Here is a 26,996-nt window from a genome sequence, read left to right on the forward strand (position 1 = left end):
ACTAAGACACAATGTAAAAATGAATTTGAAAAATAATGGCGAATATTGAACAAATAATCAAGGTCTTTTCTGAACAAGGTGCGCTGAGCCAACATATTCATGGCTTTCGTCCACGCGCAGAGCAAATTGAGATGGCAAGTGCGGTAGCACAAGCGATTAAACAGCGAAAAACGTTAGTCATCGAAGCAGGAACTGGTACGGGAAAAACCTTTGCTTATCTCGCGCCTGCACTATTTGCAAAGAAAAAGACTATTATTTCAACAGGTTCAAAAAATCTACAAGACCAATTATTCAAACGAGATTTACCCGCGATTAAAAATGCCTTGGCTTACACGGGAAAAATTGCATTATTAAAGGGGCGAGCAAATTATTTATGTTTAGAGCGGCTAGATCAATTAATCGCACAAGGTGTATTAGGCGATCGTGCTGTTCTGGCAGATTTAGCGAAAGTTCGACAATGGAATAATGCGACCAAAACAGGCGATCTTACGGAGTGTGTTGAATTAGCAGAGGACAGTCCGATTTTGCCTCAATTAACCAGTACCGCAGACAGTTGCTTAGGGACTGATTGTCCTAATTATGCAGACTGTTATGTTGCCGCTGCACGCAAGCTAGCGCTGAATGCAGATTTAGTGGTTGTGAATCATCATTTATTTTTTGCCGATCTCGCGGTCAAAGAAACTGGTTTCGGCGAACTGATTCCACAAGCGGAAGTGATTGTGTTCGATGAAGCACACCAATTGCCAGATATCGCCAGCCAGTATTTCGGGCAATCGCTCACCTCTCGCCAATTATTTGATCTGTGTAAAGACATCAATATTGTGTATCGTACAGAAATAAAAGATATGGCACAACTCGGCACAGCATCTGATCATTTATTAAAAACCATACAGGATTTTCGTTTGGTACTAGGTGAAGGTAATGTACGTGGAAATTGGCGTGAGGGATTGGCACAAGCGGCTATCAAAGCACGTTTTGAGCATCTGCAAGACAAAATTGAATTTGTGTCAGAAGTCGTGAAGTTGGCATTAGGTCGCTCGCAAACATTAGATAGTATTTTTGAACGCCTTGAAGCTGTAAAAATACAAGTAAAACGCTTGACGGAAACAGCGATTACGGGCTATTGCTATTGGTATGAAGCGGTGGGGCGACAGTTCGCTTTACATATCACACCGCTTACGGTGGCAGACAAATTCAGTGAAGAAATGCAAAAGCGTGAAAGTGCATGGATTTTTACTTCAGCGACGCTTGAAGTGGGAGGATCCTTTACACATTTTTGTCAACGTTTAGGGATTACTGATGCTACTCAAAAAATTCTACCCAGCCCTTTTAATTATCCTGAACAATCATTATTGTGCGTACCGCGTTATTTACCGAGTAGCAATCAATCCCATACCCTAAAACAGCTTGGCAATATGCTATTACCCGTGATTGAAGCAAACCAAGGGCGCTGTTTCGTATTATGTACTTCTTATGTCATGATGCGAGGTCTAGCAGAATTTTTTCGAGAACAGAGCCAATTGTGTGTTTTACTACAAGGAGAGACCGCAAAAACAAAATTGCTCGATCAGTTTATTTCAGAGCCGCATGCTGTCTTAGTCGCGACATCGAGCTTTTGGGAAGGGATTGATGTGCGAGGTGATGCACTGTCTCTAGTGATTATCGATAAATTACCTTTTACTGCGCCAGATGAGCCGTTGTTAAAAGCTCGTATTGAAGATTGTCGTTTACAAGGCGGTGATCCTTTTAATGATATTCAGATTCCTGAAGCCGTCATCAGCCTAAAACAAGGGGTCGGGCGATTAATTCGTGATGTGACGGATCGTGGTGTGGTGATGATTTGTGACAGCCGTTTAGTGATGCGTAGCTACGGCGCCACATTTTTAAAAAGTTTACCCAATTCAAAACGTACCCGAGATCTCAACAAAGTGGTACAATTTTTGACAGCAATTCAAGATGGACAACAAGATGAATAATGTAACGTTATTAGCATTAGATACGTCAACTGAAGCCTGTTCAGTGGCGCTACTACATAAAGGTGAAAAAACCGTATTAGAAGAATTAGCACAACGTACACATACGAAGCGAATTTTACCTATGATCGATCAGATCTTAGCGCAATCTGGTCTGAGTTTAAAACAAGTCGATGGCTTAGTGTTTGGGCGCGGACCAGGCAGTTTTACAGGCGTGCGGGTTGGGGCAGGGATTGCTCAAGGACTGGCATTAGGAGCTGAATTACCTGTTATCCCGATTTCAAATTTAGCCGCAATGGCTCAGGCAGCTTACGAACAGCTTGGTGCAGAACAGGTTTTAACAGCGATTGATGCTCGTATGAATGAAGTCTATTTTGCTCAATGGAAAGCGCAAAAAGTGTTTGGTACATTGGGCGAGGGGATCGTGTGGCAAGAAGTGATTGAAGAGCAAGTGGCAAGCCCTGCTTCTGTTGTAGCACAATTGTCGTCTCTGACAGGCACATGGCATACGGTCGGAACAGGTTGGTCAGCTTATTCTGAGTTAACCGCTTTAGCTGAAGATAAAACAACGGACATTTTATTGCCTTCAGCACAATATATGTTGTCCTTGGCCCTACCGCTATGGCAACAAAAACACGTCATCACTGCATTAGAGATTGAACCGATTTATTTACGCAATGAAGTCACATGGAAAAAATTACCTGGTCGTGAATAACGCACGAAATATAAACTGGAGGTAAAGCATGAAAAAACTCACCGCACTTTTTCTGTCTTTTTTGTTAAGTGGCTGTATCATGGCACCGAAAGGGCTAGAACGTGATGAATTGACGCTACAGCAACTCGATACCATCACAAAACAGGACTATGCTTGTCAATGTAAATCAGCACGTTTAGGGGGAAAAATATTATCTGCCACGGCATTAAAAGGACAAATGAAACTTGAAGTATTAAGTTTACCGCTAGTTTCCTTATCGGCGAAACCGATGCTTGAGGCGGAAACGAATGGGCGTTTTATTGTGTATCTCGAAGGGTTTCTTGATCCAGAACGCTTAAAAGCACAATTTATTACTGTAAAAGGAATATTAAAAGGGCAAGAAATAGGCAAAATTGATCAAGTTGAGTACCCTTATCCCGTGATACAAGCTGCGCATTATAAAGTGTGGAAATTAGTCGAAGAATACTACTATGATCCAGAGGAAATGGCGGATTGGCGCGAAAGTCGTCGTAAAGGATGGGGTTATCCATTTTGGCGACCTGAACCGCGATTACGCTATGTTTTATACTAAATGACATAAATAAGCACATTGATGTAAGTTAATTGGTTCGACCAGTCATGAAATTTCTTATTTCGTACACAAGCGACAATGCGTTATAATTTGAGCTTATTTTTGTTGAAAAAAATAAGGATATAACATGGAAAAACCTTGGTTTAAGAATTACCCTGACAGTTTACCGAGGGAGTTAGATACCTCAAAATATGACTCTCTTCTTGATATGTTTGATAATGCTGTTCGTCAGCATCCTGACCGTGCCGCATATATTAATATGGGGCAGGTGCTAACCTTCCGTAAATTAGAAGAACGCAGTCGTGCGTTTGCTGCGTATTTACAAAATGAATTAAAACTTAAACGAGGTGATCGTGTCGCGCTCATGATGCCGAACTTACTGCAATATCCTATTGCGTTGTTTGGTGTATTAAGAGCGGGTATGGTCGTAGTGAATGTGAATCCACTTTATACACCACGAGAATTAGAACACCAACTTAAAGACAGTGGTGCAAGTGCCATTGTTGTGGTCTCAAATTTTGCGTCTACGTTAGAAAAAGTCGTTTTTAATACCGATGTAAAACACGTCATTTTAACTCGAATGGGCGATCAGCTTTCTTTCGGTAAGCGGACATTAGTTAACTTTGTCGTAAAATACATTAAAAAATTAGTCCCAAAATATAAGTTACCTAATGCTGTGACTTTCCGTGAAGTATTGAGTATTGGGAAACATCGCCAATATGTTCGTCCTCAAGTTGAGCGTAAAGATTTAGCATTCTTACAATATACAGGGGGAACAACAGGAGTTGCGAAAGGCGCAATGCTTTCACATGGCAATATTATCGTCAATTTATTCCAAGCTAACTGGATTGCTGAGCCATTTGTTGGTGATCGCAGTAAAGAACGCAAAGCAATCATTGCGCTACCGCTTTATCATGTGTTTGCGCTGACAGTAAACTGTTTATTATTCATTGAGTTAGGGATCACAGGCGTATTGATTACTAATCCTCGTGATATTGATGGTTTTGTAAAAGAATTGAAAAAACATCGTTTTGTAGCAATTACAGGGGTAAATACGTTATTTAATGCCTTGTTGAATAACGAAAATTTCAAAGAAGTGGATTTTTCCGCCTTGAAATTATCTGTCGGTGGTGGGATGTCTATTCAACAATCTGTTGCAACACGATGGCATGAAACCACAGGATGTAACATCATTGAAGGATATGGGATGACTGAATGCTCACCTCTCATCGCAGCTTGCCCAATTAATATGGTGAAACACAATGGCAGTATTGGTGTGCCTGTGCCGAATACTGATGTTCGTATTGTTAAAGAAGATGGGCATGAAGCCGCATTAGGCGAACCTGGGGAATTGTGGGTAAAAGGTGCTCAAGTGATGCAAGGGTATTGGCAACGACCAGAAGCAACGGCAGAAGTATTGAAAGATGGTTGGATGGCAACTGGGGACATTGTTATCATGGATAAAGATTACTATCTTCGTATCGTTGATCGTAAAAAAGACATGATTTTAGTGTCAGGATTTAATGTTTATCCAAATGAAATTGAAGATGTTGTCATGCTCAATTATAAAGTCTCAGAAGTCGTAGCAATTGGCGTACCACATGAAGTTTCTGGTGAAACTATTAAAATTTTTGTGGTGAAAAAAGATGAAAGTCTAACTCGAGATGAGTTACGTAAACATTGTCGTCAATATTTGACGGGATATAAAGTTCCAAAAGAGATTGAATTCCGTGACGAGTTACCAAAAAGCAATGTGGGTAAAATTTTACGTCGTGTATTACGTGATGAGGAACTGGCAAAACGTCCAGTAGCTTGATTTTTATTCATTTCATTTTATTGGGGGCGAGCAAGCCCCCAATTTGTCGTATTAAGATGAACATTCAATTAAAAGAAATTAAAAATAGACCGCACTTTACTGTTATTAACACGGACTTGGGATTAGCTGAAGTTTGTGATTTAGCACAGCAAAAATCAGTTGTAGCATTAGATACCGAATTTATTCGTGTGCGCACATTGTATCCTAAGCTAGGCTTGATCCAACTCTATGATGGTGATCAAGTAAGTTTAATTGATCCGCTACCTATTCAGGATTTTTCACCTTTTATCGCCTTACTTGCAAATACGGCAGTCCTAAAAGTATTGCATGCGAGCAGTGAGGATTTAGAGGTTTTTTTACATCATTTTGGGCAAGCCCCTGTGCCGATGTGTGATACACAGATTATGGCAAGTTTTTTAAACTTTCCAAATTCCACTGGCTTAGCTACATTAATTCAACATTATTTTCAAATAGAAATTGATAAGGGGGCCTCCCGTACGGATTGGTTAGCGCGTCCTTTATCGGAAAAACAACTTGTTTATGCAGCGGCAGATGTTTGGTATTTGCTGCCTCTTTATCATCAAATGCAACAGGCATTGGCTAAAACACCTTGGCAACGTGCGGTAGAAAATGATTGTGAATTGTTATTAGCGAAAAGAGAGCAAGCTAAATCACCAGACACGGCTTATTTGACGATTCCAAATGCTTGGCGTTTAAATTCAGAGCAGTTAATGCGTTTGAAAGTCATTGCAAAATGGCGACAAGAAGAGGCTATGAAACGGGATTTAGCGTTGAACTTTGTCGTGCGTTCAGAACATTTGTGGCAAGTGGCTAAATATAATCCTAAGCATACTTCCGAATTACTGGAACTCGGATTAACCGCCCAAGAAGTACGTATTCATGGTAAAAAGCTACTCCAACTCCTTTTACAAACTAAAAAAAATGATCCAATCGATTATCCAATGCCGATTGTGCGTATTGCGGATGATCCTCGTTATAAAAAAGTACTCAAAGCACTGCAACAAAAATTAAAAGTGATTGCACCTCAAACATTGGCACTTGATGTGATTGCGAGTAAAAGAAGTTTGGAAAGTTTGATTAAGTGGGTTTGGTTAGATCAAGAAGCAGAAGATAAGTTACCCGATTTGATGATTGGCTGGCGACGACAATTTGGTCTAGCATTATTGCCAGTCCTTAAAGGAGAGGCATAGTTTTCAAATTTTGTAAAAAATAAACCGCACTTTTAAACATAAAAGTGCGGTTTTTTATGGAAAGATGAAAATTATTGTGTTGCTTGAATTGCAGTGAGCGCAATGGTGTAAACAATATCATCAACCAAGGCACCACGAGACAAGTCGTTTACTGGTTTACGCATACCTTGTAACATTGGTCCAATCGAAACAAGATCTGCTGAACGTTGTACCGCTTTATAAGTGGTGTTACCTGTATTCAGATCTGGGAAGATAAATACAGTCGCTTTACCTGCAACTGGGGAGTTTGGTGCTTTAGAACGAGCCACATCTTCCATCACGGCCGCATCGTATTGTAATGGACCATCAATGATTAAATCTGGACGTTTTTCTTGAGCAAGGCGGGTTGCTTCTTTCACTTTTTCTACATCGGCACCACTTCCAGATGTACCTGTTGAGTAAGAGATCATCGCAACTTTAGGATCAATACCAAATGCTTTTGCGGAGTCAGCCGATTGAATTGCAATTTCAGCTAATTGTTCTGCGGTTGGATCTGGATTCACTGCACAGTCACCGTAAACTAACACTTGGTCTGGCAACAACATAAAGAAGATAGAAGAAACAATAGAGTTGCCTGGTGCTGTTTTGATAATTTGCATTGGAGGACGAATTGTGTTGGCTGTAGTATGGACTGCACCTGATACTAAACCATCTACCTCATTTGCTTCTAGCATCATCGTACCTAATACAACGTTATCTTCTAATTGTTCACGTGCGGAATCTTCGGTCATGCCTTTGTTTTTGCGTAATTCCACTAAGCGAGCAACATAATTTTCACGTACTGTTGCAGGATCAATGATAGTAATGCCTTTGCCTAATTGTACACCTTGTGCTTCTGCAACACGCATCACTGCTTCTGGGCTCGCTAAAAGCACACATTCTGCAATACCGCGTTCAGCACAAAGTGAGGCGGCTTTGACTGTACGAGGCTCATCACCTTCAGGTAACACAATACGCTTTTGTGCTTGACGCGCGAGTTCAGTCAATTGGAAACGGAATGCAGGTGGAGATAAGCGACGTAAGCGAGAAGAGGCCGTTGCAAGTGAATCAATAAATTCACTGTCAATGAGATCACTGATGTAATGTTTGATTTTCTCAATACGATCTTTATCATCAACTGGAACTTCTAAATTAAAGCTTTGTAGAGCAAGAGCAGTCTGCCATGTGTTTCCTTCAACACGGAATACAGGCAAGCCCGTACTTTCAATCGCGTGTTGACACAACTTTTTGATCTGGTTATCAATTTTATAACCACCAGTTAAAAGTACACCTGCAATTTCCACACCGTTACTTGCGGCTAAGGCAGCAGCAACAATCACATCTGGACGGTCTGCTGAAGTGACCAATAAACTCCCCACACGGAAATGTTCAACCATGTTCGTTAAGTTACGTGCACAGAACGTAATACCACGAATACGGCGCTCATTAATTGCACCCTCATGAATAATGGCTGCCCCTAGGTGTTTTGCTAAGTCAATTGTACGGGTCGCAATTAAGTCCGCACTCCAAGGAATACATGCGAGAATTTTAATTGGGCTTTTATCAAATAATTGATAAATCTCAGAGACTTGATTTTGCGTGTGTTGGAATGAATCAAAAATTTCAGCTAAATCTGGGCGTGTACGACCTGATTCATCAATTGGTGCGTTAAATTTATTGATTACGACACCTAATAAGTTAGGATTGTTTTTTCCGCCAAACAGCGATGCAGCTGCCTTAATACGTTCTTTTAATTCAGCAGGCGTCTCAGTCGCGGGCGCCGCAACTAAAATAATTTCGGCATCTAGAGCCTGTGCAATTTCATAGTTGATGCTATTCGCATAAGAATGTTTACGTGTTGGAATTAAGCCTTCAACGACAACAATCTCGTTACTTTTTGCAAGTTGTTGATGATTTTCAACAATTTTCTCTAGCACTACATCAGATTGATTTTGACCGATTAATGATTCTGCAACGCTGAGCATGAAAGGTTCAGCGGTTTCAATCGTGGTACTGGTACGAATAATAGAGGTAGTACGATCGATAGTATCTTCACCAGAGTTGGGTTGTGAGATAGGTTTCATGAAACCTACTTTTGCGCCTTTTTGCTCAAGAGCATGAGTTAAGCCTAAGCTTACACTTGTTAAACCAACGCCAGCGCTAATTGGAATAAGGATAATTGTACGGGACATAATAAACCTTAATTTTGTTGATTATTGATATAAAAAGAAACTGCCGATAAATCGGCAGTTCGTTGATTTTTTAGATACAAAGACGAGCTGTATCTTGTGCAATAACAAGTTCTTCGTTAGTTGGAATAACCATTGCAACAGGAGTATTATCTGCAGTAATCACACCTTCATGACCAAAACGTGCGGCTTTATTTTTCTCTGTATCAATTTGGTATCCAAAGAGTTTTAAGTGGTTTAAAGTTAATTCACGCACTAAAGAGGAGTTTTCGCCAATGCCACCTGTAAAGACAATAGCATCTAAACGCTCTCCAATGACTGCCATATAAGAACCGATATATTTTGCTAAACGATAGCAGAAAACATCTAATGCACGTTTTGCTGGAGCTTCTTTATCGTAGTTATCTTCTGAATAACGGCAATCGCTAGTGACTTCAGTTAAACCGAGTAAACCTGATTTTTTAGTTAATAACGTATTAATTTCTGCTACAGAAAGCCCCAAGTTATCATGTAGATAGAATACGATCGCAGGATCAATATCTCCTGAGCGCGTTCCCATGACTAATCCTTCTAATGGTGTTAACCCCATAGACGTATCAATACATTCACCGTGACGAACCGCTGCAACTGAAGCACCGTTACCTAAGTGGCAAGTGATAACATTAATTTTATTGGCTGGGACATTTAAGCGTTCTGCTGCTTGTTGGCTTACAAAGAAGTGACTGGTACCGTGAGCACCATAACGGCGTACGCCATGTTCTTTATAAAGTGAATAAGGAAGAGCATATAAATAGGCTTCCTCTGGCATAGTTTGGTGGAATGCTGTATCAAAAACTGCCACATTTTTTTCTTTTAAATGTGGGAACATTTTAAACGCTTCTTCAATACCAATTAAATGTGCAGGGTTATGCAGTGGCGCGAATTGAACGGCGTCTTGGATGCCTTTGACCACTTCATCTGTAATCACGACAGAAGATGTAAATTTCTCGCCACCATGAACGATACGATGGCCAATTGCAACGATATCTTCTTTTAATGATGGGTCTAATGGGAAAATATGGTTCACAATAAAGTTAAGTGCTTCACTATGTGCAGCACCTGCACCTAAATCAGCATTACCTTTTTCACCGTGTAATTTCCATTTAATACGAGCATCATCTAAATGAAAAGCTTCTGCTAAACCTGACAATTTTTCATCACCAGTTTGCGGGTCTAAAATAGAAAATTTTAATGAAGAACTACCACAGTTTAAGATTAGGACTAATTTTTGAGACATAAGAGACCTATAATTTGATTTTAAGTTAAAAAATTTATTCGCTCGATAGTTGAGCGAATAGGCAGACGAAAATCTGATGGCTATAGAATACACCTTTCATCCTATAAAATAAATTCACAAAAAGCCAAAAATTAGACATTTATCAAAAAAATCATCAATTTTTAAACAGATTTAACAAACAACCAGCAATGGTAAAACAGGAGAGTGAAATTGAGCTGAATATTTGAACAAACTATGGTATGTTTAGCCAGTTATTCTCGGTCACAAAGGTACGATATCACAACATATGCGTTTTTTTATTTTTTTAAAAAAAGGTCAGCATTATTTGAAAAGTTGGCCATTGGAAAGTAAGCTAGGGATGATTTTCCCCGAAAATCGAATCATTAAAGCCACTGTCTTTGCACAAAAATTTATGCCCTTTTTAGCCGTATTTGCGATCACTTGGCAGCAGTTTTATGCAAAATCAGATATGGCGGCATTTGCTATTGCGATCTTGAGCGCGATTTTTGCGTTATGTCTTCCTTTACAGGGGTTATATTGGCTGGGTAAACGTGCAATTACCCCTTTGTCGCCACAAAGTGCGCATTGGTTTTATGAAATTTGTGAGCGATTGAAGCAAGTTAATGAATCCCTTCCCGTGATGAATGTACAGCCAACCTACCAGCATTTAGCCGATGTGCTGACAAAAGCACAGCGCCGATTAGATAAGGCATTTTGGCAAGAGCTATAGCAAGCATATAAAGGATAGGTTGTCACATGATGGTGTCCTACTTTTTATTTTTGATTTTTGTTCAACTTTCTTGAATTTTGTACTACGCAAACGTTTTCTTTTTTTGTAGAATAGCGCAGGCAGAATTCGAGCATTTTTAGAGATATGCCCATGATTGATTATATTATCATCGCCATAATTGTATTTTCGATTATTATCAGTCTATTACGTGGATTTATACGAGAAGTGATGTCATTGGTGAGTTGGGTTGTTGCCTTTATGGTGGCAAGCCACTTTTATCCTTACCTAGCACAGTATTTAACACAAATTGAGTCACTTTATATCCGTAATGGAACAGCAATAGCGATTTTATTTATTGCAACATTACTTGTTGGTGCAATCGTCAATTACATTTTGGGTACGTTAGTCGATAAAACGGGGTTAACAGGCACCGACCGTGTACTTGGCGCGTGTTTTGGTCTGTTACGCGGTGTGCTCATTGTGGCTGCATTGTTATTCTTTATGGATACCTTTACGAATTTCAGTCAAAGTGTTTGGTGGAAAGAATCAAAGTTAATCCCCCACTTTGCCTTTATTGTTGAATGGTTTTTTCAGCAATTACAAGCAAGTTCTAGTTTTATAAATTCAACTTTAAATAAATAATAGAGGATAAACACGAATGTGTGGTATTGTCGGTATAGTGAGTCAAAGCCCTGTTAATCAATTAATTTATGATGCGTTAACATTATTACAGCATCGTGGACAAGATGCTGCAGGCATCGTGACAGTCGACGACGAAAATCGATTTCGTTTACGAAAAGCAAATGGGCTAGTCAGTGATGTATTCGAGCAAGTCCATATGTTACGTCTACAAGGTAATGCGGGGATTGGGCATGTCCGTTATCCAACGGCAGGCAGTTCTAGTGTCTCTGAAGCACAGCCTTTTTATGTGAATTCGCCTTATGGTTTAACTTTAGTACATAATGGTAATTTAACGAATTCTGCCGAATTAAAAGAAAAACTATTTAGACTTGCACGTCGTCATGTCAATACAAATTCCGATTCAGAATTATTGCTGAACATCTTAGCAAACCACCTTGATAAATTTGAAAAATACCAATTAGAACCTGAAGACATTTTCACAGCGATTAAACAAACACATAAAACTATCCGCGGTGCTTATGCTTGTGTAGCAATGATCATTGGACATGGTATGGTGGCATTTCGTGATCCTCATGGTATTCGTCCGCTCGTTTTAGGTAAACGAGAAGAACAAGGTAAAACAGATTATATGTTTGCTTCTGAAAGTATCGCACTTGATACGGTGGGGTTTGAATTTGTTCGTGATGTACAGCCGGGTGAAGCCATTTATGTGACGTTTGACGGTAAATTGTATTCAGAACAATGTGCTGAAAATCCAAAATTGACGCCTTGTATCTTTGAATATGTTTATTTTGCACGTCCAGATTCTTGTATCGATGGCGTATCAGTCTACGCAGCACGTGTGCATATGGGACAGCGTTTAGGTGAGAAAATTGCACGTGAATGGGCTGATGTAGATGATATTGATGTCGTAATTCCAGTACCTGAAACCTCAAATGATATTGCGTTACGTATTGCTCGTGTACTCAATAAACCTTATCGTCAAGGCTTCGTCAAAAACCGTTATGTTGGTCGTACCTTCATTATGCCAGGTCAAGCACAGCGTGTCAGTTCAGTACGTCGTAAACTCAATACCATTGCCTCAGAATTCAAAGATAAGAATGTGCTACTTGTTGATGATTCGATTGTTCGTGGTACAACATCAGAACAAATTATTGAAATGGCAAGAGCTGCGGGCGCGAAGAAAATTTATTTTGCGTCGGCTGCACCAGAGATTCGTTATCCGAATGTGTATGGTATTGATATGCCAACGAAGCATGAATTAATTGCTTATGGACGAGATGTTGATGAAATTGCGAAATTAATTGGTGTAGATAAATTAATTTTCCAAGATCTTGATGCATTAACGGGCTCGGTTCAACAAGAAAATCCTGCGATTAAAGAATTTGACTGTTCCGTCTTTACAGGATGCTATGTAACGGGTGACATTACACCAGAGTATCTTGAAAATATTGCACAACAACGCAGTGATAGCGCGAAGAAAAAGCGTGAAAAAGATGCAACGAATCTTGAAATGCACAATGAGAAATAAGTGATTCATGAAATTAATAAGAAAGAGAGCGAGTGAGCTCTCTTTCTTTTTTAGTGTTCTTCATCACATTTTCTATCGGCTAAATAGCCACTTTGACCTGTTTTAATATGATTTAATACATTTGTATTAATGCGATAAATATAAAAATCTTCCCCTTCTTTTTTAATGCTTTCCGATAAAATAATCGTATCTTCATATTTTGATAAAACGTAATACATTTTTCGGTTAAATTCAACCATATCAAAAGTATGAGTGAATTGAGGTCTAAAGTAACCGATGACAAACGCAAATAAAACAAAGAAAAGATAAATTAAGATAGCTAAATAAAATTTATATTGATGGACGTATTTCAAAATGATGTCTTTGTTAAAATAGCGAATATATTTTTCAATATAATTTTTTATGATGAATGTAAAACTGATAAATAAAATCAGGTAGCTAATTAAAATTAAGTGGTTTAGGTTTCCAGTTAATAGAAAACCGATTATCAAGAGGGGAAGCCACATAATAAAACTCAGGCTTGATGCTCTTAATCGATTTAAATTGTTATAAGACAAGAAAGGTTTTAGTTTTCTAATGGCATAAATTGTTAGGAAAGAAATACTGGCGAGTAATAACGTGACGGACATGACATAACCAATGCTGCGTGCGATATTGCTCACATGAATATCTACATACCACCATGGATAACCATAAAAATAAGATTGACCCCATCCATAAGAATAAGCGATAGACCAGCTTAAAATAACAAGAAATGCCATTGAAATAGATGAGAAAATAAGATCACTGATATTTTTTAACATCAATTTCCCTATTGATAGTGAAAAATTAAATTTTATTTTAAATAAAAAAGAAACTGGTCTAATCACCACCTATTTTTAGGTTATTATTGTCCAATAAATCAGCGATTGAATAATTTCAGTGCTTTTTGTTATGTGCTTTCACTCAAATGGCGGGTTATCGTCAATCCATTCGCGTGTTGGTGTATCCGCGTGATACACAGAGCGTCATATAAAAACGCATAGATGGCGCTTTTTATTAGAACGAGAACTTAAAACATATGAGTAAGAAAGCAATACTGTATCATTATGAATCTGTGATAAAATGAGCCAATTTTGAGAAGAGATAACTCACAATGACAAATGAAAAGAAACGTTTAATTATTGGTATCTCCGGTGCATCAGGCGCAATATATGCTATTCGACTACTCGAAGTACTGAAACAGGTGGCGTACATTGAAACCCATTTAATTATCAGTAATGCCGCTAAACAAACTATCACGGCAGAAACAAATTACAGTATTCAAGAGGTCAAAGCACTTGCGGATGTGAATTATGATGTACGTGATATTGGCGCAGCAATTTCATCAGGATCTTACCGCACTTTAGGCATGATTATCTTGCCTTGCTCGATTAAAACGTTATCAGGTATTGCGCATAGTTATACCGATGATTTAATCACACGTGCGGCAGATGTCTGTTTAAAAGAGCGCAAACCTTTAGTGTTGTGTGTGCGTGAAACCCCATTGCATTTAGGGCATTTACGTTTAATGACCCAAGCAGCTGAAATCGGCGCACAAATTACACCATTAATGCCAGCCTTTTATCATCATCCTAAATCTGTACAAGATATTGTAGATCAAAGTGTGAATCGTTTATGTGATCAATTTGAGATTCAATTAGCACAGGATTTGTTTCAGCGTTGGGGTGGGGATATTCGATAAATCCATAAAAAATGCCTGTATTAAACAGGCAACTTTATTTCCCGAATCGACATGGTCATGCCATCAATCATTAGTAGTCTGCCACACAAATTTTTGCCGATATTTAACCGCACTTTAATCGCTTCTAAGGCTTGAAGGGTGCCTACGATACCTACAATTGGCGCAAGCACGCCTGCTTCTACACAGCTTAATATATTTTCACCAAATAATTGGCTTAGATGATGATAAGTCGGTGTATTTTCTTCGTAAGTGAATACAGTGACTTGACCTTCCATTCGAATTGCTGCGCCCGACACTAATGGCACTTTGGCTTGTTGGCAACAACGATCAAGTTGATTGCGAATATCCACATTGTCCGTACAGTCTAATACCACATCAAAGTGCGGTATTATTTCTGCAAGTTTGTGTTCAGATAGTTTCTCATTTATCGTGTCGATTTGAATATGTGGATTTAAACGTTGTAAAGATAGGCGAGCAGATTCCACTTTGGGCATGCCTAAACGGCTGTCATCGTGCAGGACTTGACGTTGTAAATTAGAAAGTGACACGGTATCAAAATCTAACAATGTTAAATGACCAACGCCCGCTGTCGCTAAATATTGGCTTGCCGCACAACCTAAACCACCCAAGCCAACAATCAACATTTTGCTGGTTTTTAAGCGTTCTTGACCGTCAAAATCCACTGCTTTGAGAATCAATTGACGGTTATAACGCAATTCCTCTTGATAACTTAACTCTGTCATATTAGCGGATCACATGATTAAAAGGCTCGATAGTGACCGTTTCGCCTGCTTCTACATTGCCACGTTCACGTTCTAACACGATAAAGCAGTTACTTTTCACAAATGAGCTGAATAAATGTGAGCCTTGGAACCCTACGGGTTGTACTTCGATTTGTCCATTGCTATTCACTTGATAATAGCCACGTTGGAAATCTAAACGACCTGGCGCTTTTTTCATTTTCGTCGCGGCAATGGCAGAAAAACGTTGTGGCGCTTTCCATTGGCTATAACCACTGAGCTTGGCGATAACAGGTTGGACTAATTGATAAAAGGTGGCTAATGCAGACACAGGGTTGCCTGGTAAACCGCAGAACCACGCATTTTCTAGTTTACCAAAGGCAAATGGCTTACCTGGTTTCATAGCAATTTTCCAGAAATTGATTTGTCCTACTTTTTCTAAAACAGTTTTGGTAAAGTCGGCTTCACCCACAGAAACACCGCCGCTAGTAATCACAAGATCTGCTTGTCGTTGTGCGTTAATAAAGGCGTTTTCGAATGCCTGTTCATCATCGGGTAAAATGCCAAAGTCTAGAACATCGCAATTAAGTTTTTCTAACATGAGTTTTACGCTGAAACGGTTAGTATCGTAAATTTGTCCAGCTTGAAGCGGTTGACCAACTGGAACGAGTTCGTCTCCTGTTGAGAGAATCGCGACTTTTAAACGAGGGAAAACGTTGACGCGTTCAATGCCAAGAGAGGCTAAAAGAGGCAAAGAGACCGCATTTAAGAGCGAGCCCTGTGGTAAAACAATGTCACCTGCTTTGACATCATCTCCAATTTTTCGAATATTTTGATCCAGCTTTATACGATCTGCCACGAAAGTTACGCTACCATCTTCATTTAAAACAGTTTCTTCTTGCATAATTACGGCATCAGCCCCTTCTGGAATCATTGCACCCGTCATAATACGTACTGCGCTCATGGCTGGCCAGGCTTGTGTGAAAGGGTTACCTGCAAAGGATTTACCTGCTACGGCTAAAGTGGGGGACTGAGCTAAATCAGCTAAACGAACTGCATACCCATCCATCGCTGAATTATCAAACGATGGGACATTAATTGGCGAAATAATGTTTTCGGCACAAATACGATTTGCAGCTTGTGCTAACGGACATGATTCAAGGTGTTGTAAAGATGGCGTAGGCAACGCCTCAAGCATTTGGTTTAGTGCTTGTTCAAGAGGTAACATAGTTTGAATCCTTTTTGTTCATATTAGAGTACGGGCTATTTTATACTAAAAACGTTTCATCCCCTATAGCGTTTTATTTCTCATTTTATTATTAAGTCAGAGTTTGCTAGAATGTGCCGATTATTTATCAGGAGTGTTAAATGAACAAGATTTCACCAGAGGCAGAAAAAGTCCGTCACGCATTATTAAGTAAAGGGATTGAGACCCCAATGATTTCCCTTGAGCAAGATAAAGATGCTCGTCGAGCTGGGATTGAACACCATATGCGTGAAGTGATGAAACTGATTGGTTTAGATTTACGTGATGATAGTTTAGAGGAAACACCAGTCCGTTTGGCGAAAATGTTTGTAGACGAAATTTTTAGTGGATTGGATTATGCCAATTTCCCTAAAATTACTAATATTGAAAACCGTATGAAAGTGAGCGAAATGGTGTTGGTTAATGATGTGACATTAACCAGTACATGTGAACATCATTTCGTCACGATTGATGGGATGGTATCGGTTGCGTATTATCCTAAAAAATGGGTTATTGGTCTTTCAAAAATCAATCGGATTGTATCATTCTTTGCGCAACGTCCTCAGGTGCAAGAGCGTTTAACGGAACAGATTTTATTGGCATTCCAAACGATTTTAGAAACTGAGGATGTGGCAGTGTATGTAAAAGCCACCCATTTCTGTGTGAAATGTCGTGGAATTAAAGACACTAATAGCTATACAGTGACTTCTGCGTTTGGTGGCGTGTTTTTAGACGATCGTGAAACACGCAAAGAATTTTTAACGTTGATTAATAAGTAGTTAAATGAAATGTTTTAACACTTGACCGCACTTTATTCACAAAAAGCCCCTTGAGTTGTGCAAGGGGCTTTTATTATGTCATCACCATTGCTGTTGTAATTGACCAATGATTTGTGGATTTTCTAAAGTAGAAATATCTTGTGTGATCAGTTCATTTTTTGCAATCGAGCGTAATAAACGTCGCATAATTTTGCCAGAACGGGTTTTTGGTAAGTTGTCGGCAAAACGAATGTCTTCAGGGCGTGCAATTTTACCAATTTCATTTGATACCCAGGCTTTAAGTTCTTCTGCTAGTTGGCGCGCCTCATCACCTTCTGGACGAATATCGTTTAAAACCACAAATGCTACTACAGCTTCTCCTTTGATTTCGTCTGGTTTACCGACTACTGCTGCTTCTGCCACTTTGGGATTAGCAACTAAAGCGGATTCGATTTCCATCGTACCAAGGCGATGACCAGAGACATTTAACACATCATCGGTACGACCTAAAATCCAAAAATAACCATCTTTATCTCGATGGGCGTTATCACCTGCAATATAGTATTTGCCACCATATTCTTGTGGAAAATAAGTAGATTTATAACGTTCAGGATCGTTCCAAATGGTCCGTAACATTGATGGGAATGGACGCTTAATAGCTAATGCTCCACCTTGTTCTACCTCGCATTTTTGTCCATTTTCATCAATGACATCAGCCATAATGCCGGGTAATGGGAGGGTACAAGATCCTGGTTTTGTCGCAATAATGCCCGGCATTGGTGCAAGCATAATTGAACCAGTTTCTGTTTGCCACCAAGTATCTACGATTGGACAGCGGCTTTTCCCAACCACTTCATAGAACCACATCCACGCTGATGGGTTAATCGGCTCGCCCACGCTACCAAGTAAGCGTAATGTAGATAAGTCATATTTATTCGGAATATGATCACCTAATCGCGTTAAAGAGCGGATTAAGGTAGGGGAGGTGTAAAATACATTCACTTTGTGACGTTGTATCATACGCCAAATGCGACCAGGGTCAGGGTAACTCGGTACACCTTCAAACATCAATTGTGTTGCACCATTGGCAAGCGGTCCATAACAGACGTAAGAGTGACCCGTAATCCAGCCTACATCAGCAGTACACCAGAAAATATCATTCGGTTTATTATCAAACACATTACGGAAAGAATTAAGTGCGCCTAATAAATAGCCCCCAGTACTATGTACAATGCCTTTGGGTTTGCCTGTTGACCCAGAAGTATAAAGAATAAACAACGGATCTTCAGCATTCATCCATTCTGGTTCACAGAATGCAGGTTGGTTGGCTGTCAATTCATCCCACCATAAATCACGCCCTTTTTTCCAAGGTGTATCGATATTTACGCGGTGGAAAACAACTACGTTTTCAACGGTTTTACAGCCCATTTCTAAAGCTTCATCGACAGTGGCTTTCAACGGAATGATTTTCCCACCACGCAAGCCACCGTTAGCGGTGATGACTAATGTTGCCTCTGCATCCTCAATGCGATCGCGCAGGGCACTTGCAGAAAAACCACCAAAAACGACAGAGTGAACCGCCCCAATTCTTGCACAAGCTTGCATTGCAATGACGGACTCCACGATCATTGGCAGATAAATGATGACACGATCTCCTTTTTTGATGCCTAATTGGCGTAATGCATTGGCAAAGCGACAAACACGATTATGCAATTTGGCATAAGTATAAAGCTGAACCTGACCAAAATCTGATTCAAAAATAATGGCTGTTTTTTCGGATTTGTCGGGGAGATGGCGATCAAGACAGTTGTAGGAAACATTTAATGTACCATCAGAAAACCATTTATAAAATGGGGCATTGCTGTCATCAAAAATATTCATGAACGGCTTTTTCCACGTGATCAATTCACGGGCAAGATCACTCCAGTACGTTAGGTAATCTTTATCAGCAAATTCCCACAGCTCTTGATAAGTTTCTAAGCCTGAAATATTGGCTTGACGACGAAATTCATCTGTTGGTTTGAAAATACGATTTTCTTTTAACATTGAATTGTGCGGCATAGATCCTCCGGCATCGTGTTTGAATAATTTGTGGAGTCGTTTCAATGTAAAATATGTTTATTAAATGTTCAATGGTTGTTAATGAAATGTTATTGCGTGAGATCACATTTTTTGAAAAAAACAGTCAAATCACAGAAAAAAATGGGACTTTTTCACATTATTGATTTGCTGGTAATAAAAGGCACAGTTTAGTTGTTCAGTATGCTGTCGATATTCGGTATAATCACCAGCTCAAATAATGCCAAGTGAAATAGGAATATTTAGAATGAAAATTATCTCTTTTAATATTAATGGATTGCGTGCTCGACCTCATCAATTAGAAGCGATCATTGAAAAATATCAGCCAGATGTTTTAGGTTTGCAAGAAATTAAAGTCGCAGATGAGGTTTTTCCTTATGAATTGGTCGAACACTTGGGTTATCACGTTTTCCACCATGGTCAAAAAGGACATTATGGTGTCGCACTGTTAACAAAACAGGCACCCAAAGCAGTGCGTAAAGGCTTTCCAACGGATGCTGAAGATGCCCAGAAGCGTATTATTATGGCAGATTTTGAAACGGATTTTGGTTTATTGACCGTGATTAACGGCTATTTCCCGCAGGGAGAAAGTCGTCAACATGAAACCAAATTTCCCGCTAAAGAAAAATTCTATGCCGATTTGCAACAGTATTTAGAAAAGGACCACAATGCCGAGAATCCTATTATTATTATGGGGGATATGAATATCAGTCCGACTGACTTAGATATTGGGATTGGTGATGAAAATCGTAAACGTTGGCTACGCACAGGAAAATGTTCTTTCTTACCAGAAGAAAGAGAATGGATGAATCGTTTGTATCGTTATGGTTTAGTGGATACCTTCCGTTATTTACATCCAGAGGTCAATGATAAATTCTCGTGGTTTGATTACCGTTCTAAAGGATTTGATGATAATCGAGGTTTACGCATTGATCATATTATTGCTAATCAGAGTTTAGCAGAGCGTTGCGTAGATACTGGGATCGCATTAGATATTCGTGCGATGGATAAGCCTTCTGATCATGCGCCAGTTTGGGCTGTATTTAAATAAGGTTAAGGTAATCCCATGACATTAGAACAAAGCTGGCAACATTATCGCTCATTAGTGAATGATAAACTTGCCATCTTTTCTGTGAATCTTGATATTTTAACGAAATTTCCTTCGGAAACGAGTCATAAAATTATCCAATTTCAATTTGCATATGAGGTGATGGATGATGGCGAATTGCCCACCAATCAGGCTTATCAAACATTAATGACACAGATTTTAAAAGTATCAACACAGCTTAGTGCTTTACCCAATACCTTATATGCGGGATATGTTTTTTCAGCAGGTAAGGCTCAACTCTATTTTTATTGTGACGACCTTGAGCCTTGTCTGGATGTATTACAACAATTTGACTATATTGAACACATTGAGAGTCAAGATGATCCACATTGGGATATTTACTTTGATTTTTTATTGCCTTCTCCATTAGAAATGAAAATGAATGCGACGGAAGAAGTATTAGCGTTATTAAGTCAAAATGGTCGTGATCTTTCTGATACTTATGTCGTTGAACATACTTTTTATTTTGATGATGAAGAGAGTATGTTTCGTTTTATGGAACAGGTAAATATTCAGAACATTGATTTTGTTTCCTTGCAATATAGTAACGCGCCAATCAATCTTGAAGAGGAAGAGCAGGAAAAGTATCTTGTCAAATTAGAGCAGGAGATGCCTTTAGATAATGCTGATATTTTTCGAGTCGTCGAAGAATGTGAGGAACTTGCCAATCAATTTGGTGGCGAATACAGTGGTTGGGAATGTGATGCTATAAATGATAGAGAACAATTGAATTAATGAAAGAAAACACGATGGAAGAAATTAACGCGATTATTAAGGATAAACTAGGATTGGCACCAACTGACATTGTTGATACTGTGTTTTTGGGCGGAATGACAAACAAAAACTATCTTGTTACGACACAACAAGAGCAGTATGTTGTGAGAATTCCTGGAGCAATGACAGAAAGCTTGATTGTTCGAGATCATGAAGCCATCAATAGTGTTGTAATGTCAGAGGCTGGATTCAACGTAGAAACCTGTTTTTTAGATGCTGAATCAGGTATTAAAATTACTAAATATTTATCAGATAGTATGACGCTAGATCACGACACGATTAAGGATACAACCCATTTAATTCAAGTAGCCAAACAATTGCGTGCGCTTCATCAGAGTAATGCAAAATTAGCCAACCGTTTTGATCCATTTCTGGAATTTGATAAATATCTGGGGCTTTTAAAAGATAAGCTTCGTTTTTACCACTATCATCAGCGCATGCCAGAATTACTGGATTTTTTCCAATTTGTGAAGAATTATTTATCAGAGCACACCGTAACACTTGTAGCCTGTCATAATGATTTAGTTCCTGAAAATATTCTTTTAAAAAAGCAAGATGTTTATTTTATTGATTGGGAATATTCAGGTATGAATGACCCTATGTTTGATCTTGCGGCCTTTTTCTTAGAGGCAAGACTAAACGATGAGCAAAAAAAGACTTTTTTATTGCATTATTTTCAAGATGAACCGATTTCCGCTGTCATGCTAACAAAAATTAAATTTTATCAATTTACACAAGATGTGTTGTGGTTTGTCTGGACGCTAGTCAAAGAAGAAAATAATGAGTTTTTTGATGATTATGGTCAGCGGCGCCTCGAAAGAGCGATTTCATTTATGAGTGAATGGAAGCAAGCTTAAGGATATACGATGAACAAATATAAAGGCTATTTAGCAGGGATTTTTTCGGGGTTATTATGGGGTATTGCAGGGATTTTGTATGAAATTTTAAATACTACTTACCCTTTTACCACATCACTTGCAATCGTGTTATGCTTATTATTTATCATTGAAAGCACAGCCTTTATTTTTTGTGGCATTTCACACTATAAATTAAAAAGTTTATCGATCATTAAGTTCAAGAATAAAGGTACCATACTAGGCGTTTTGGCGGGTATCATTGGTGGACCGATTGGTATGCTGTGTTATCTCCAAGCCATTCAATATATTGGTGTAGGCTATGCGGCACCAATTTCATCAGTTTATCCTGTATTTGGTGCTATTTTAGCAGTTTTATTCTTAAAAGATTCGATGACCAAAACAGGTGTAATTGGTTTGTCTCTTGCAATCGGCTGTACTATTTTATTAGGTATTGATGCAAACAATGCTCAATTTTCTCTATTGGGAATCGCGTTAGCTGTTGTCTGTGCGCTCAGTTGGGGCAGTGAAATTGTGATTTCTTCTTATGTCATGCAGTCGATTCCTTCCTCTGTTGCTTATTTTTTGAGACAACTCGGTTCGAGTATTGGGTACTTGATATTACTTTTGTCATTCGATGTCGCCTTTTTGGATTTTTTACCTTCATTTAAAAATACGCACTTTTTGACTTTGATTATTTTTATTATCCTTTCATCCATGATGTCTTATTTTTTATACTATAGAGCAATTTATTTGATCAAACCTATTCGTGCAATGATGTTGAATATTACATACGGATTTTGGATTATTTTGATTGGGTTAGTTGTTAATGATACTGATGTGAATTTTGTCTCGATGTTATTAGTATTAGGTGTGATTTTAGGGGCTGGATTGACATTAAAAGAACATAAGGAAAGGCTATGAATGCAATTATACTTGCCGCTGGGTTAGGCAGTCGTTTTAAAGAAATTACACAAAAAACTCATAAAGCGCTCTTACCCATTGATAATATTCCTAATATTGAACGAACGATTCACTATTTAAAACAAGCGAATATAAACGAGATTTATATTGTAACAGGACATTTGTCAGAGCAGTTTGATTACTTAGCAGAACAATATGGCTGCCATCTTTTATATAACGCTAAATACCGTGAATATAATAGTATTTATTCCTTTTTTACTGCAAAAGATTATTTTTCGGATAGTTTTGTGATCGATTCTGATGTGGTGTTATTTAAGAATATTTTTTTAACAAAACCAGAGAAAAGTTTCTATTTTGTTGTTCAAAGACCAGAGAGTGAAGATAAAGAATGGGTGCCAATTTTAACGGCTGAAGGGAAAGTAGAAAAAATAGAAGTTACAAATAAGCACTTGCCGAGTTTATTAGGCGTTTCCTTTTGGTCAAATGAAGATTGTCGTAAGATAAAATCAGTGCTCCCTCACTATCTTGATCACGACATGTTAAGCCAGTCGAGCTTGTATTGGGATAATATTCCTATGGAGCAAATGAAAGAATTGGATGTCATGACAAAAGAGGTCGCATTATCTGACGGATATGAAATGGACAATGTGATTCAATACGAATTTATTTTGAAAAGCTTAGCAGGAAATTAATATGAGACAAATCACGCTCAGGGAACATCAATTAATTACTTTAGATATTCTGAAGTATTTTGATCAAATTTGTGCAGAACATCAGATCAAATATTCTCTCGGTGGTGGAACACTTATTGGTGCAGTCCGTCATCAAGGCTTTATCCCTTGGGATGATGATATTGATGTGTATATGTGTCGGGATGAATATACGCGATTCGTTCAAGTTTGGTCTGCACAGCAGCATACAAGATATACGTTATCCCTCGCTGAAGATATTCACGGTGCGATTCCTGGAGAAATGTCGAAGATTTTTGATAATAAAACACAAATTGTCGATACCAAGGGGAGAGTATCTGGTATTTTTATTGATATTTTTATTTGGGATGGCGTTCCTCACCAACCAGATATCATTTATCAAGTGATGAAAAAGCATCGACGGGTTAAATTGCGTTTTTCTTCGTGCCGTAAAAGATGGTACCGAGCAAAAGATAACTCCTTGGCTCATACGCTGTTTTCTAAGTTATCTCATTATTTATTTAATAAGATGATGGCGAATTTAAAGGCATTTCAAGATAAATATCCAATAGAGAAAACGGATTATATTGGCTTAGTCTTATCAGACTATGGTGGTTGGCAAAAATCTTATATGCCAAAATCGTATTTTAATGATGTCGTTTATTTGGACTTTGAAGGATATCAATTACCAGTTATGAATGGGTATCATGAGCACCTTACGATGTATTATGGGGACTACATGACACTCCCTCCACTAGAGCAACAAAAACCTCATCATACGCTTGAAGCTTATATATTGGAAGAATGAGGAAAATAAAAGGACAGACTACTCTGTCCTTTGTCTTATAAATAAGAGATAAATGAAGCTATTTCGGGGGATTTTTTTTCTCTTTCTGTTTTTTCTGCGGCTGTGCCCAGCATAAGAAGTGCGATCACTTTTTCACTGTTTTGGCAATGAAATGCCGTACGTAGTGCGGTACCATTTACCCATTTTCCTGTTATCCAAACATTAGCAAAGCCTTGCGCATTAGTAGCCAGTTGTATGGCATAAGCTGCACAACCTGCTGTAAGCATTTGTTCCCACCCTGGTATTTTGGCATTGCTGTCATTAATACTTGAAATGACAGCGATGACCATCGGAGCACGTTGTGCCAGATTTTCTGCTTTTTTCAGTTTTTCTTCTCCTAAAGCAAACTCGTGTACTGTTTGCTTTAATAATGTTTCAAATCTTGCAAAAGCCTCCCCTTCGATAACGACAAATCGATAGGGGTGTAAACGACCATGATCGGGAACATTGAGTGCAGCTTGAAAAATCAATTGTAGCTGTTCTTTATTTGGTGCAGGGGACGTTAATTTTTTTTCTGAGCGACGTGTGGTTAATAACTGTAATGCATCCATGAAGTTTCTCCTTATCATCAATGTGCGGTCGATTTTAGCATATTTGGGAAGGGACGTTTATTGTCAGTAAAGTTTATGGTATTTTAGCGCAACTTCTTTTTCGGTTCTAATCATGATGAGGTGTTATGCAATTAATTATGCATTTTTTGACATATTGTTGGCGTGTTCTCAATTTTATTCGTGATGTCGTCATGAATATTGTATTTTTGGTTTTTGTGCTGTTATTTGCAGCATTAGTAGGGATTTTTGCGAATCTTAATAAAACACACGATGTAATCTTAACAGGCGATCAAGGGGCATTGCTCTTGAATTTAGATGGGTATTTAGCAGATAACCGCGAAGAAACAATGTCTTGGCAGAATGCATTAAAAGAATTAAACAATCAACATATTCCAAGACAGATTTCGACTTTTGATGTAGTATATAGTATTGAACAGGCTGCAAACGATGAACGTATTCGTGGTCTTGTTTTAGATCTAAATTTCTTTGAAGGTGCGGATTTACCTGCGCTGGAGTATGTTGGGCAAGCAATTAATACATTTAAAACATCGAAGAAACCCGTTATTGCATTTGCGGATAGCTTGAGCCAGTCACAATATTTATTAGCCAGTTATGCGGATGAAATTTATATTAACCCGATTGGTCATGTTGATATAACTGGGTTACGTCAAGAAAGTTTATATTTTAAGTCGATGCTAGATAAACTTGATACTACTGCTCATGTTTTCCGTGTCGGAACGTATAAATCCGCTGTTGAGCCTTTTTTACGTGATGATATGTCACCAGAAGCAAAAGCGGATTTAGCACAATGGTTGGGGCAGATGTGGAGCAATTATAAACAAACCGTTGCACAGAATCGTCAGATTGATAGCCATGTAGTGTTACCTGATGCAAAGACCTATATTCAGTCACTTCGAGAATTAAAAGGTAATCAAACAGCTTATAGCCAACAACGTGGTCTAGTAACAGGTTTGGCAACCCGTTTAGACATGGAAAATAAACTCATTGAATGGTTTGGTGAAGATGAAGAAGGAAATGCAAAATTAGTCGAGTTCGATCAATATTTGTCAGCCTTACCCGATCGTTTAGTGAAAGAAGGGACACATAAGATTGCGGTGGTGAATGTAGAAGGCGCAATTATTGATGGGGAAAGTGATGAACATGAAGTGGGGGGGGATACTATTGCTCGTTTATTGCGTCAGGCATATTATGATGATGCGATAAAAGCAGTAGTATTACGTGTAAACAGTCCTGGTGGCAGTGCCTTTGCTTCTGAGATTATTCGTCAAGAAATCAAACAGTTACAAAACATTGGTAAACCTGTAGTAGTTTCTATGGGGGCGATGGCAGCTTCGGGAGGCTATTGGATTTCAAGTACAGCAGATTATATTGTTGCAGATAAAAATACGATCACAGGTTCTATTGGCATTTTCGCCTTGTTTCCAACGTTCGAGAAAACAATTCAAAAAGTCGGGATTTTTGCCGATGGTGTATCAACATCTCCATTGAGCGATATCTCTGGGCTAAGTGGGGTATCTACTGAATTGAATGATGTTTTCCAACTGGAAATTGAGCATGGCTACGATAAATTTTTATCTCTTGTCAGTGAAGGGCGTGGCTTAAGCAAAGCTGAGGTAGATAAGGTTGCACAAGGTAAAATTTGGTTGGGACAAGAGGCACTAAACCATCAGTTAGTGGATGAGCTAGGAACATTTGATATTGCTGTAGCAAAGGCGGCTGAGTTAGTCAATCAATCATTAAAAGAGTCAGAACAAGTGACCGATTTTGCAATTGAATGGTTGGTGGAAACAGATGAAAGCTTATTGAATAGCGTATTACGTGATGTCAAACATAATATGCAACTCTTTGTGAAACAAACGTTGTCTGAAACTATTGGTGTACCGACTGAATACCATCATGTCACACAACAGTTAGGACTATTAAATAAAATGAATGATCCGAAAGGACAATATTTATATTGTTTAACTTGTAGCGTAATAAAATAAGATTCGTTAAAATGACCAGACCATT

24 protein-coding genes are annotated in these 26,996 nt (G+C 38.6%); 17 read left to right on the forward strand and 7 right to left on the reverse strand.

Annotated elements, in window-relative coordinates; genetic code table 11:
• Nucleotides 1-35: 35 nt before the first annotated feature.
• From ACWIT3_RS04680 to rnd, 5 genes are all read left to right on the forward strand, one after another.
• Complete coding sequence (locus ACWIT3_RS04680; protein WP_457161641.1) at nt 36-1,976, forward strand: ATP-dependent DNA helicase; 1,941 nt, start codon at nt 36-38, stop codon at nt 1,974-1,976.
• Nucleotides 1,969-2,688: a tRNA (adenosine(37)-N6)-threonylcarbamoyltransferase complex dimerization subunit type 1 TsaB gene (gene tsaB, locus ACWIT3_RS04685; RefSeq protein WP_457161642.1), complete on the forward strand. Its 720-nt coding sequence runs from the start codon at nt 1,969-1,971 to the stop codon at nt 2,686-2,688. Before ACWIT3_RS04680 ends, tsaB begins: the two co-directional genes overlap by 8 nt.
• A 28-nt stretch (nt 2,689-2,716) precedes the next feature.
• On the forward strand, nt 2,717-3,259 hold the full coding sequence (locus ACWIT3_RS04690; RefSeq protein ID WP_457161643.1) for a Slp family lipoprotein: 543 nt from the start codon (nt 2,717-2,719) through the stop codon (nt 3,257-3,259).
• Nucleotides 3,260-3,386: 127 nt separating this feature from the next.
• Nucleotides 3,387-5,075 (forward strand): long-chain-fatty-acid--CoA ligase FadD, encoded by a 1,689-nt coding sequence (gene fadD / locus ACWIT3_RS04695; RefSeq protein WP_457161644.1) that lies wholly within the window; start codon nt 3,387-3,389, stop codon nt 5,073-5,075.
• Nucleotides 5,076-5,131: 56 nt separating this feature from the next.
• Nucleotides 5,132-6,286: a ribonuclease D gene (rnd, locus tag ACWIT3_RS04700; RefSeq protein ID WP_457161645.1), complete on the forward strand. Its 1,155-nt coding sequence runs from the start codon at nt 5,132-5,134 to the stop codon at nt 6,284-6,286.
• A gap of 71 nt (nt 6,287-6,357) precedes the next feature.
• Here the strand turns inward: rnd and pta are convergent, their stop codons facing one another.
• Nucleotides 6,358-8,496 carry a phosphate acetyltransferase gene (gene pta, locus ACWIT3_RS04705; protein ID WP_046338551.1) on the reverse strand — a complete coding sequence of 713 codons (2,139 nt, stop codon included), beginning with the start codon at nt 8,494-8,496 and terminating at the stop codon, nt 6,358-6,360.
• Between the two features lie 70 nt (nt 8,497-8,566).
• A complete protein-coding gene (locus ACWIT3_RS04710) occupies nt 8,567-9,769 on the reverse strand; it encodes an acetate kinase (RefSeq protein ID WP_457161646.1) in 1,203 nt (400 codons plus the stop codon).
• 286 nt (nt 9,770-10,055) lie between these two features.
• On the opposite strand from ACWIT3_RS04710, the gene yfbV reads away from it, so the two are divergent.
• The 3 genes from yfbV to purF all read left to right on the forward strand — a co-directional run bounded on the left by yfbV (nt 10,056) and on the right by purF (nt 12,672).
• The gene (gene yfbV, locus ACWIT3_RS04715) at nt 10,056-10,499 is read left to right on the forward strand and encodes a terminus macrodomain insulation protein YfbV (protein ID WP_457161647.1); all 444 of its coding nucleotides are present in this window, start codon (nt 10,056-10,058) and stop codon (nt 10,497-10,499) included.
• Nucleotides 10,500-10,649: 150 nt separating this feature from the next.
• Nucleotides 10,650-11,141 carry a CvpA family protein gene (locus ACWIT3_RS04720; protein WP_457161648.1) on the forward strand — a complete coding sequence of 164 codons (492 nt, stop codon included), beginning with the start codon at nt 10,650-10,652 and terminating at the stop codon, nt 11,139-11,141.
• A gap of 16 nt (nt 11,142-11,157) precedes the next feature.
• Nucleotides 11,158-12,672, forward strand: coding sequence for an amidophosphoribosyltransferase (gene purF / locus ACWIT3_RS04725; RefSeq protein WP_457161649.1), 1,515 nt, complete (start codon nt 11,158-11,160; stop codon nt 12,670-12,672).
• Between the two features lie 50 nt (nt 12,673-12,722).
• Here purF and ACWIT3_RS04730 read toward each other — a convergent pair whose 3' ends face one another.
• Complete coding sequence (locus tag ACWIT3_RS04730) at nt 12,723-13,475, reverse strand: hypothetical protein (RefSeq protein ID WP_457161650.1); 753 nt, start codon at nt 13,473-13,475, stop codon at nt 12,723-12,725.
• A gap of 332 nt (nt 13,476-13,807) precedes the next feature.
• Between ACWIT3_RS04730 and ACWIT3_RS04735 the strand changes: the two genes are divergently transcribed.
• Nucleotides 13,808-14,395 carry a UbiX family flavin prenyltransferase gene (locus ACWIT3_RS04735; RefSeq protein WP_457161651.1) on the forward strand — a complete coding sequence of 196 codons (588 nt, stop codon included), beginning with the start codon at nt 13,808-13,810 and terminating at the stop codon, nt 14,393-14,395.
• Nucleotides 14,396-14,415: 20 nt separating this feature from the next.
• Here ACWIT3_RS04735 and moeB read toward each other — a convergent pair whose 3' ends face one another.
• Both moeB and moeA read right to left on the reverse strand, forming a co-directional pair.
• Nucleotides 14,416-15,138 (reverse strand): molybdopterin-synthase adenylyltransferase MoeB, encoded by a 723-nt coding sequence (gene moeB / locus ACWIT3_RS04740; protein ID WP_457161652.1) that lies wholly within the window; start codon nt 15,136-15,138, stop codon nt 14,416-14,418.
• 1 nt (nt 15,139) lies between these two features.
• Entirely contained in the window at nt 15,140-16,363 is a 1,224-nt protein-coding gene (gene moeA / locus ACWIT3_RS04745; protein WP_457161653.1) for a molybdopterin molybdotransferase MoeA, read from the reverse strand.
• Between the two features lie 140 nt (nt 16,364-16,503).
• Between moeA and folE the strand changes: the two genes are divergently transcribed.
• Complete coding sequence (folE, locus tag ACWIT3_RS04750) at nt 16,504-17,160, forward strand: GTP cyclohydrolase I FolE (protein ID WP_046338542.1); 657 nt, start codon at nt 16,504-16,506, stop codon at nt 17,158-17,160.
• Nucleotides 17,161-17,241: 81 nt separating this feature from the next.
• On the opposite strand, the gene acs is transcribed toward folE, so the two are convergent.
• A complete protein-coding gene (gene acs, locus ACWIT3_RS04755) occupies nt 17,242-19,200 on the reverse strand; it encodes an acetate--CoA ligase (protein ID WP_457161654.1) in 1,959 nt (652 codons plus the stop codon).
• Between the two features lie 265 nt (nt 19,201-19,465).
• Here acs and xthA point away from each other — a divergent pair, with 265 nt between their 5' ends.
• The 6 genes from xthA to ACWIT3_RS04785 are packed head-to-tail and all read left to right on the forward strand — an operon-like array spanning nt 19,466 to nt 24,375.
• Entirely contained in the window at nt 19,466-20,269 is an 804-nt protein-coding gene (gene xthA / locus ACWIT3_RS04760; RefSeq protein ID WP_457161655.1) for an exodeoxyribonuclease III, read from the forward strand.
• A 15-nt stretch (nt 20,270-20,284) separates the two neighbouring features.
• Nucleotides 20,285-21,061 (forward strand): TIGR01619 family protein, encoded by a 777-nt coding sequence (locus ACWIT3_RS04765; RefSeq protein ID WP_457161656.1) that lies wholly within the window; start codon nt 20,285-20,287, stop codon nt 21,059-21,061.
• A 14-nt stretch (nt 21,062-21,075) separates the two neighbouring features.
• Nucleotides 21,076-21,957 (forward strand): phosphotransferase, encoded by an 882-nt coding sequence (locus tag ACWIT3_RS04770; RefSeq protein WP_457161657.1) that lies wholly within the window; start codon nt 21,076-21,078, stop codon nt 21,955-21,957.
• 9 nt (nt 21,958-21,966) lie between these two features.
• Complete coding sequence (locus tag ACWIT3_RS04775) at nt 21,967-22,878, forward strand: DMT family transporter (RefSeq protein ID WP_457161658.1); 912 nt, start codon at nt 21,967-21,969, stop codon at nt 22,876-22,878.
• Complete coding sequence (locus ACWIT3_RS04780; RefSeq protein ID WP_457161659.1) at nt 22,875-23,570, forward strand: NTP transferase domain-containing protein; 696 nt, start codon at nt 22,875-22,877, stop codon at nt 23,568-23,570. Before ACWIT3_RS04775 ends, ACWIT3_RS04780 begins: the two co-directional genes overlap by 4 nt.
• 1 nt (nt 23,571) lies before the next feature.
• A complete protein-coding gene (locus ACWIT3_RS04785) occupies nt 23,572-24,375 on the forward strand; it encodes a LicD family protein (protein WP_457161660.1) in 804 nt (267 codons plus the stop codon).
• Nucleotides 24,376-24,410: 35 nt separating this feature from the next.
• On the opposite strand, the gene ACWIT3_RS04790 is transcribed toward ACWIT3_RS04785, so the two are convergent.
• Nucleotides 24,411-24,965 carry an NAD(P)H nitroreductase gene (locus ACWIT3_RS04790; RefSeq protein WP_457161661.1) on the reverse strand — a complete coding sequence of 185 codons (555 nt, stop codon included), beginning with the start codon at nt 24,963-24,965 and terminating at the stop codon, nt 24,411-24,413.
• A 125-nt stretch (nt 24,966-25,090) separates the two neighbouring features.
• Here ACWIT3_RS04790 and sppA point away from each other — a divergent pair, with 125 nt between their 5' ends.
• Nucleotides 25,091-26,971, forward strand: coding sequence for a signal peptide peptidase SppA (gene sppA / locus ACWIT3_RS04795; protein ID WP_457161662.1), 1,881 nt, complete (start codon nt 25,091-25,093; stop codon nt 26,969-26,971).
• The last annotated feature ends 25 nt before the right edge of the window (nt 26,972-26,996 follow it).

Source organism: Pasteurella sp. P03HT, from assembly GCF_054052285.1.

Excerpts from the sequence above, each read along its gene's own strand:
- sppA (WP_457161662.1), top strand. The coding sequence starts at position 25,091 with ATGCAATTAATTATGCATTTTTTGACATATTGTTGGCGTGTTCTCAAT.
- acs (WP_457161654.1), bottom strand. The coding sequence starts at position 19,200 with ATGCCGCACAATTCAATGTTAAAAGAAAATCGTATTTTCAAACCAACA.
- folE (WP_046338542.1), top strand. The coding sequence starts at position 16,504 with ATGAACAAGATTTCACCAGAGGCAGAAAAAGTCCGTCACGCATTATTA.
- tsaB (WP_457161642.1), top strand. The coding sequence starts at position 1,969 with ATGAATAATGTAACGTTATTAGCATTAGATACGTCAACTGAAGCCTGT.
- ACWIT3_RS04775 (WP_457161658.1), top strand. The coding sequence starts at position 21,967 with ATGAACAAATATAAAGGCTATTTAGCAGGGATTTTTTCGGGGTTATTA.
- ACWIT3_RS04735 (WP_457161651.1), top strand. The coding sequence starts at position 13,808 with ATGACAAATGAAAAGAAACGTTTAATTATTGGTATCTCCGGTGCATCA.
- pta (WP_046338551.1), bottom strand. The coding sequence starts at position 8,496 with ATGTCCCGTACAATTATCCTTATTCCAATTAGCGCTGGCGTTGGTTTA.
- ACWIT3_RS04720 (WP_457161648.1), top strand. The coding sequence starts at position 10,650 with ATGATTGATTATATTATCATCGCCATAATTGTATTTTCGATTATTATC.
- purF (WP_457161649.1), top strand. The coding sequence starts at position 11,158 with ATGTGTGGTATTGTCGGTATAGTGAGTCAAAGCCCTGTTAATCAATTA.
- ACWIT3_RS04680 (WP_457161641.1), top strand. The coding sequence starts at position 36 with ATGGCGAATATTGAACAAATAATCAAGGTCTTTTCTGAACAAGGTGCG.
- ACWIT3_RS04710 (WP_457161646.1), bottom strand. The coding sequence starts at position 9,769 with ATGTCTCAAAAATTAGTCCTAATCTTAAACTGTGGTAGTTCTTCATTA.
- ACWIT3_RS04730 (WP_457161650.1), bottom strand. The coding sequence starts at position 13,475 with ATGTTAAAAAATATCAGTGATCTTATTTTCTCATCTATTTCAATGGCA.
- ACWIT3_RS04780 (WP_457161659.1), top strand. The coding sequence starts at position 22,875 with ATGAATGCAATTATACTTGCCGCTGGGTTAGGCAGTCGTTTTAAAGAA.
- yfbV (WP_457161647.1), top strand. The coding sequence starts at position 10,056 with ATGCGTTTTTTTATTTTTTTAAAAAAAGGTCAGCATTATTTGAAAAGT.
- ACWIT3_RS04770 (WP_457161657.1), top strand. The coding sequence starts at position 21,076 with ATGGAAGAAATTAACGCGATTATTAAGGATAAACTAGGATTGGCACCA.
- ACWIT3_RS04765 (WP_457161656.1), top strand. The coding sequence starts at position 20,285 with ATGACATTAGAACAAAGCTGGCAACATTATCGCTCATTAGTGAATGAT.
- fadD (WP_457161644.1), top strand. The coding sequence starts at position 3,387 with ATGGAAAAACCTTGGTTTAAGAATTACCCTGACAGTTTACCGAGGGAG.
- xthA (WP_457161655.1), top strand. The coding sequence starts at position 19,466 with ATGAAAATTATCTCTTTTAATATTAATGGATTGCGTGCTCGACCTCAT.
- moeA (WP_457161653.1), bottom strand. The coding sequence starts at position 16,363 with ATGTTACCTCTTGAACAAGCACTAAACCAAATGCTTGAGGCGTTGCCT.
- ACWIT3_RS04790 (WP_457161661.1), bottom strand. The coding sequence starts at position 24,965 with ATGGATGCATTACAGTTATTAACCACACGTCGCTCAGAAAAAAAATTA.
- ACWIT3_RS04690 (WP_457161643.1), top strand. The coding sequence starts at position 2,717 with ATGAAAAAACTCACCGCACTTTTTCTGTCTTTTTTGTTAAGTGGCTGT.
- ACWIT3_RS04785 (WP_457161660.1), top strand. The coding sequence starts at position 23,572 with ATGAGACAAATCACGCTCAGGGAACATCAATTAATTACTTTAGATATT.
- rnd (WP_457161645.1), top strand. The coding sequence starts at position 5,132 with ATGAACATTCAATTAAAAGAAATTAAAAATAGACCGCACTTTACTGTT.
- moeB (WP_457161652.1), bottom strand. The coding sequence starts at position 15,138 with ATGACAGAGTTAAGTTATCAAGAGGAATTGCGTTATAACCGTCAATTG.